The organism is Citrobacter sp. wls826 (assembly GCF_005281245.1).
Lineage (GTDB): Bacteria > Pseudomonadota > Gammaproteobacteria > Enterobacterales > Enterobacteriaceae > Citrobacter > Citrobacter braakii.
Window position 1 is genome coordinate 158,855 of record NZ_SZWS01000055.1, and the last position, 5,769, is coordinate 164,623.

At 52.6% G+C, this 5,769-nt stretch carries 6 protein-coding genes and 2 tRNA genes; 3 read left to right on the top strand and 5 right to left on the bottom strand.

The window, feature by feature from the left end:
• Positions 1-14: 14 nt before the first annotated feature.
• From osmY to holD, 5 genes are all read right to left on the bottom strand, one after another.
• Entirely contained in the window at positions 15-632 is a 618-nt protein-coding gene (osmY, locus tag FDW87_RS16550) for a molecular chaperone OsmY (protein WP_016151602.1), read from the bottom strand.
• A gap of 305 nt (positions 633-937) precedes the next feature.
• Positions 938-2,527: a peptide chain release factor 3 gene (prfC, locus tag FDW87_RS16555; protein WP_016151601.1), complete on the bottom strand. Its 1,590-nt coding sequence runs from the start codon at positions 2,525-2,527 to the stop codon at positions 938-940.
• A gap of 92 nt (positions 2,528-2,619) precedes the next feature.
• Positions 2,620-3,300 carry a pyrimidine 5'-nucleotidase gene (yjjG, locus tag FDW87_RS16560; RefSeq protein WP_016151600.1) on the bottom strand — a complete coding sequence of 227 codons (681 nt, stop codon included), beginning with the start codon at positions 3,298-3,300 and terminating at the stop codon, positions 2,620-2,622.
• Between the two features lie 14 nt (positions 3,301-3,314).
• The gene (rimI, locus tag FDW87_RS16565; RefSeq protein ID WP_005123887.1) at positions 3,315-3,761 is read right to left on the bottom strand and encodes a ribosomal protein S18-alanine N-acetyltransferase; all 447 of its coding nucleotides are present in this window, start codon (positions 3,759-3,761) and stop codon (positions 3,315-3,317) included.
• Entirely contained in the window at positions 3,730-4,143 is a 414-nt protein-coding gene (gene holD, locus FDW87_RS16570; protein WP_003837254.1) for a DNA polymerase III subunit psi, read from the bottom strand. The genes rimI and holD overlap by 32 nt, the downstream gene beginning before the upstream one ends.
• A 103-nt stretch (positions 4,144-4,246) precedes the next feature.
• Here holD and rsmC point away from each other — a divergent pair, with 103 nt between their 5' ends.
• The 3 genes from rsmC to FDW87_RS16585 all read left to right on the top strand — a co-directional run bounded on the left by rsmC (position 4,247) and on the right by FDW87_RS16585 (position 5,685).
• Positions 4,247-5,275 (top strand): 16S rRNA (guanine(1207)-N(2))-methyltransferase RsmC, encoded by a 1,029-nt coding sequence (gene rsmC, locus FDW87_RS16575; RefSeq protein WP_016151599.1) that lies wholly within the window; start codon positions 4,247-4,249, stop codon positions 5,273-5,275.
• A 209-nt stretch (positions 5,276-5,484) separates the two neighbouring features.
• Positions 5,485-5,571 (top strand) — tRNA-Leu (locus FDW87_RS16580).
• A 28-nt stretch (positions 5,572-5,599) separates the two neighbouring features.
• Positions 5,600-5,685, top strand: a tRNA-Leu gene (locus FDW87_RS16585).
• Positions 5,686-5,769 lie beyond the last annotated feature (84 nt).

Here is a 5,769-nt window from a genome sequence, read left to right on the forward strand (position 1 = left end):
CGAATTAAGTCTAATTAGTGAGTTTTAAGATCGTTTTTGACGCTTTTCACGCCATCAATCGCTTTGGCGATGCTCTCAGCGCGATCGCTTTGAGCCTGTGATTCAACGGTTCCTGAAAGCTGTACCACGCCATCGGTGGTTTCAACTTTCACTTTGCGGGAAGGGACAATATCATCGGCCAGCAGCTTAGCTTTTACCTCACTGGTAATTGCCGTATCGCCCGCATAGCCTTTTACAGAAGTGTCTTTGCTATCACGTACGTGCAGTTTGTCGCTAACGGAGGTCACACCCTCAACGCCTTTGGCGACTTTAACTGCCTCTTCGGCTTGTGCCTGGCTTTCAACAAACCCGCTTAGCGTCACCACCTTCTGGTCGGTTTTAACGGAAATGTCGGTGCTCTTAATGCTATCGTGATCCACCAGCGCGGCTTTTACTTTAGCAGTGATGGTGCTGTCATCCATGAAATTACCGACTTTGTTCATGGAGCTATCGACTTTCTGCCCCGCACTTTCGACGCCGGATTGCGTTTTATCCGTCGTGGAGTTTTCTGCATAAGCAGAACCCGTTGCAACAGCGGAGGTCAGCATCACGGCCAGCAGCGTTTTAGAAATCTTAAGTCCTGTCATTGTCATCGATGTATTCCTGTATGTTTGCTAAAAGCTGCGCTCTGCCGTAAACGGCTTGAGCCAGCAACTAATCTTGTAAGTGGAATAAATATCAGCAATAGAAGCTGCAACAGGCAGCCTAAAAAGCATTTAACGCCGACATTTATGTCATCACATTGTTAAATATAGTTCAGGATTTCGTGATCGCAGTCCAGATTGACTAAAAAACGTGCAAACAAAAGAAAAACGAGAGGTTTTAAGAACATTCCGCAAGGGATTTAAAAGACAGGAAAAGTTGTAGGGCACGGCGGATACCGTGCCCTGAAGGTCGATTAGTGTTCGCGCGTTTTGCGGAACTGAACGTCAGGGTAACGTTCCTGGGTGAGATTCAGGTTAACCATGGTCGGCGCGATATAGGTAAGGTTATCGCCGCCATCCAGCGCCAGCTGAATTTCGTTTTTACGCTTGAATTCTTCGAATTTCTTCACGTCAGAACACTCTACCCAGCGTGCTGTCGCTACGTTGACCGACTCATAAATCGCTTCAACGTTGTATTCGCTCTTCAGGCGTGAAACCACCACGTCGAACTGCAGCACACCAACAGCGCCCACGATCAGATCGTTATTAGCGATCGGACGGAAAACCTGCACTGCGCCCTCTTCGGACAGCTGAACCAGCCCTTTCAGCAGCTGTTTCTGCTTCAACGGATCCTTCAGACGAATGCGACGGAACAGCTCCGGCGCGAAGTTCGGAATACCAGTGAACTTCATCATTTCGCCTTGGGTAAAGGTATCGCCAATCTGGATAGTGCCGTGGTTGTGCAGACCCAGAATATCGCCCGGATACGCTTCTTCCACGTGAGAACGGTCACCGGCCATAAAAGTCAGCGCATCGGAGATAACCACGTCTTTACCAATGCGCACCTGGCGCATTTTCATACCTTTCTCGTACTTGCCGGACACCACGCGCATAAACGCCACGCGGTCACGGTGTTTCGGGTCCATGTTGGCCTGAATTTTAAACACGAAGCCGGTGAACTTCTCTTCTGAGGCTTCAACGACACGGGTGTCGGTTTTACGCGGCATCGGCGCAGGCGCCCACTCCACTAAGCCATCCAGCATATGATCAACGCCGAAGTTACCGAGCGCGGTACCGAAGAATACCGGGGTGATTTCGCCCGCGAGGAACAGCTCATGGTCGAACTCGTTAGACGCGCCCTGCACCAGCTCCAGCTCGTCGCGCAGCTGCTGCGCCAGGTCTTCCCCCACTGCGGCATCGAGTTCCGGGTTGTTCAGACCTTTAACAATGCGCACTTCCTGAATGGTGTGGCCTTTACCCGTCTGGTACAGGTAAGTTTCGTCTTTATATAGGTGATAGACGCCTTTGAACAACTTACCGCAGCCAATCGGCCAGGTGATCGGCGCACAGCCGATTTTCAGTTCATTCTCGACTTCATCCAGCAGCTCCATCGGATCGCGGATGTCACGGTCGAGTTTGTTCATAAAGGTCAGGATCGGGGTATCACGCAGACGGGTAACTTCCATCAGCTTACGGGTCCGGTCTTCAACACCTTTTGCGGCGTCGATGACCATCAGGCAGCAGTCCACCGCCGTCAGAGTACGGTATGTATCTTCAGAGAAGTCTTCGTGCCCTGGGGTGTCCAGCAGGTTTACCAGGCAGTCATGATATGGAAACTGCATCACAGAGGTGGTAATGGAGATACCACGCTGTTTTTCCATTTCCATCCAGTCAGATTTCGCATGCTGGCTGGAGCCTCGGCCTTTTACCGTACCGGCGGTCTGAATCGCCTGTCCGAATAACAGTACCTTTTCAGTAATTGTCGTTTTACCGGCATCCGGGTGAGAAATAATGGCAAAAGTGCGGCGTTTGGCCACCTCTTGCAAATAAGGAGACAACGTCATAGTCAAATCTTCTTAGGTAAGCACGGCAACAGGCCGTGCAAGTTGAATACGAAAAATTGCGGCTATTTTACCCATCAACGGGGGGGAGGCAATCAGTGTTTACACAGGAGCCGCTCCAGTTCACTTAATGACGCTACGGTCCAGGTCGGCTGAATGCCCGCTGGCTGCTCGCGGTGGTGCGTATTTAGCCAGCAAGTGGATAGCCCGGCGTTAATGCCGCCAAGAATATCGGACTCTGCGGTGTCGCCCACCATCAGTACGCGGGAACGCTCAGGATTGCCCGCCTGCTCCAGCGCATGGTCAAAAATACGGGGATCGGGTTTTGCCACGCCAACCTGCTCAGAAATCACCAGCAGGTCGAAATAGTCGCGCAGCCCCGTCCGCTCAAGGCGGATTTGCTGCAACGCCGTAAAGCCGTTAGTAATAATACCGATTTTTGTTTTATCACGAATCGCATTGAGCAGAGAAACCGCCCCTGGCAACGGCGAGCAAATCTCCGCCATCGCATTGATAAAGGCGTCATTAAGCTGGCCTGGCTCAACCTTCAGGCGTTCAGCCCAGCTCTGAAAACGAGCGTGCTGGAGTTGTAATGAGGTAATCGCACCGTTTTGATAATCCACCCACAGCGGTTTATTTACGGCCTGGTAGTCCTGAAAATCTTCAGCGGTAAAGGTAATGCTATAGTCGAGAAACATCCGCTGTAAGCCGGTAAACGAGTCAAACGTAAACAGCGTTTCGTCGGCATCAAAGAAAATCCAGTCCCACTTCTTCATCATTACACCTTGTCTTACATGCTGATTGGCAATGCCATTATAATGGCGTCTTCATGACCATCGGCCGTCGGATAGTAATTGCGCCGGATTGTCGCCTCGTTAAAGCCCAGGCTTTCGTACAGCGCGATAGCGGCAGCATTTGAGGCGCGCACTTCAAGCCACAGTGTCAAAATGCCACGCTTTTCCAGCTCATCGATCAGGTATTCCAGTAGCTCACGCCCCAGGCCCCGGCGCTGAAAGTCAGGATCGACGGCAATATTGAACAGCGTAGCTTCATCCAGCACGACCTGTGTAATCGCAAAGGCGGCCATTACGTCGTCAACCCTCAACTGAAAATTGAGGTAGCGATCGCCCTGGTTGCTGGCAAATGTTTTTTCACTCCACGGAAAAGCGTGAGCGCGTTTTTCAATCTGAAATGCTGCAGGTAAATCAGTCGGTTCGAGGGAAGAAATCGTGTTCATATGCGCAGATTTGTTGCCATAACGCGGCGCGGGCCGCGGGGTTTTCCCGTAATTCATTAAACGCAGGACTCTCGACCTGAGCGCCCTCCAGCAGCAGCGGCTCTTCGGTTCCCAGCCGCCAGCTATTACAGCGACTGCCCTGCGGCAGCATGGCGACACGGTCAGGCGTCAGTTGTAAAACCTGATCCGGGCTGACGGTTAATGCGCGTAAAATATCGCTCATCAACGGTTCGGTTAGTGCGGGTAATTGTGCAGCAACCATCACCAAACGGACGTGCGCAGGAATTGAAATCGCGATCTCGCCCTGCAGTGCGCCGGGACGACGCAATGACCACTGCGTAATGCCCAGTTGCTGTAACTGCCAGTCTCGTCGGGATGTCATAGCGAAACACTCCTGTCTATCAGGGGCGCAAATATAGCAAATTTGTCGAATCCGTGCCATCAAACAACTATAATCCCCCGCTGTACAATTTAAGGAGCACTCCATGTCTGCTTTTACCCCGGCAAGTGAAGTCTTGCTGCGCCACAGTGATGATTTCGAACAAAGCCGTATTCTGTTTGCCGGTGATTTGCAGGATGACCTGCCTGCCCATTTTGAATGCGCCGCCAGCCGTGCGCACACTCAGCAGCTTCACCACTGGCAGGTGCTTAACCGCCAGATGGGCGACAACGTTCGCTTTAGCCTCGTCGCCCAGGCCGATGACGTTGCCGATAGCGATACGCTGATCTACTACTGGCCGAAGAATAAGCCGGAAGCCCAGTTCCAGTTGATGAACATTCTGTCACTGTTACCGGTGGGCACCGATATTTTTGTTGTTGGTGAGAACCGCAGCGGCGTACGTAGCGCAGAGCAGATGCTGGCCGAATACGCACCGCTGAACAAAGTCGACAGCGCGCGTCGCTGTGGCCTGTACCATGGTCGTCTGGAAAAACAGCCGGTCTTTGATGCAGAAAAATACTGGGATGAATACCAGACCGAAAATCTGACCATCAAAACTCTGCCGGGCGTATTCAGCCGTGACGGCCTGGATGTTGGCAGCCAACTACTGCTCTCCACGCTGACGCCGCACACCAAAGGCAAAGTTTTGGATGTCGGCTGCGGTGCAGGCGTACTCTCCGTCGCCTTAGCCAGCCACTCGCCAAAAGTGCGCTTAACCCTGTGCGATGTTAGTGCCGCCGCCGTTGAAGCCAGCCGCGCAACGCTTGCTGCCAACGGTATTGAAGGAGACGTAATCGCCAGTAACGTCTTTTCTGACGTGACGGGTCGCTTTGATATGATCATCTCCAACCCACCGTTCCACGACGGGATGCAGACCAGCCTCGATGCCGCGCAAACGCTGATTCGCGGTGCAGTGCGCCACCTCAACAGCGGCGGTGAACTGCGTATCGTGGCGAACGCCTTCCTGCCTTATCCGAAGGTACTGGATGAAGTGTTTGGCTTCCACGAAGTTATCGCGCAGACCGGTCGCTTCAAGGTCTATCGCACCATCATGACGCGTCAGGCGAAGAAGTAGAACGGCCATCCCATGCCGGATAAGGTGCCTGCACCGCCATCCGGTAGGGTTTGCTAAATGCGGGGTGGCACTTCGTGTACACGGCCTGCGTTTAGCGCCCATTTTTACATCAATTAAGCGCGTCCTGGGCAATTAACTATTGACGAAAAGTTGAAAACCACTAGAATGCGCCTCCGTGGTAACGATACTTTTTTGAGTGTCGATGGTATGCGAAGGTGGCGGAATTGGTAGACGCGCTAGCTTCAGGTGTTAGTGTCCTTTCGGACGTGGGGGTTCAAGTCCCCCCCCTCGCACCATAATCCACGTTGATATTGCTCGCACTGGGCGAAGGTGGCGGAATTGGTAGACGCGCTAGCTTCAGGTGTTAGTGTCCTTAGGATGTGGGGGTTCGAGTCCCCCCCCTCGCACCAACGAGGCGATATCAAAAAATAAGATGACTGTGCGAAGGTGGCGGAATTGGTAGACGCGCTAGCTTCAGGTGTTAGTGTCCTTAG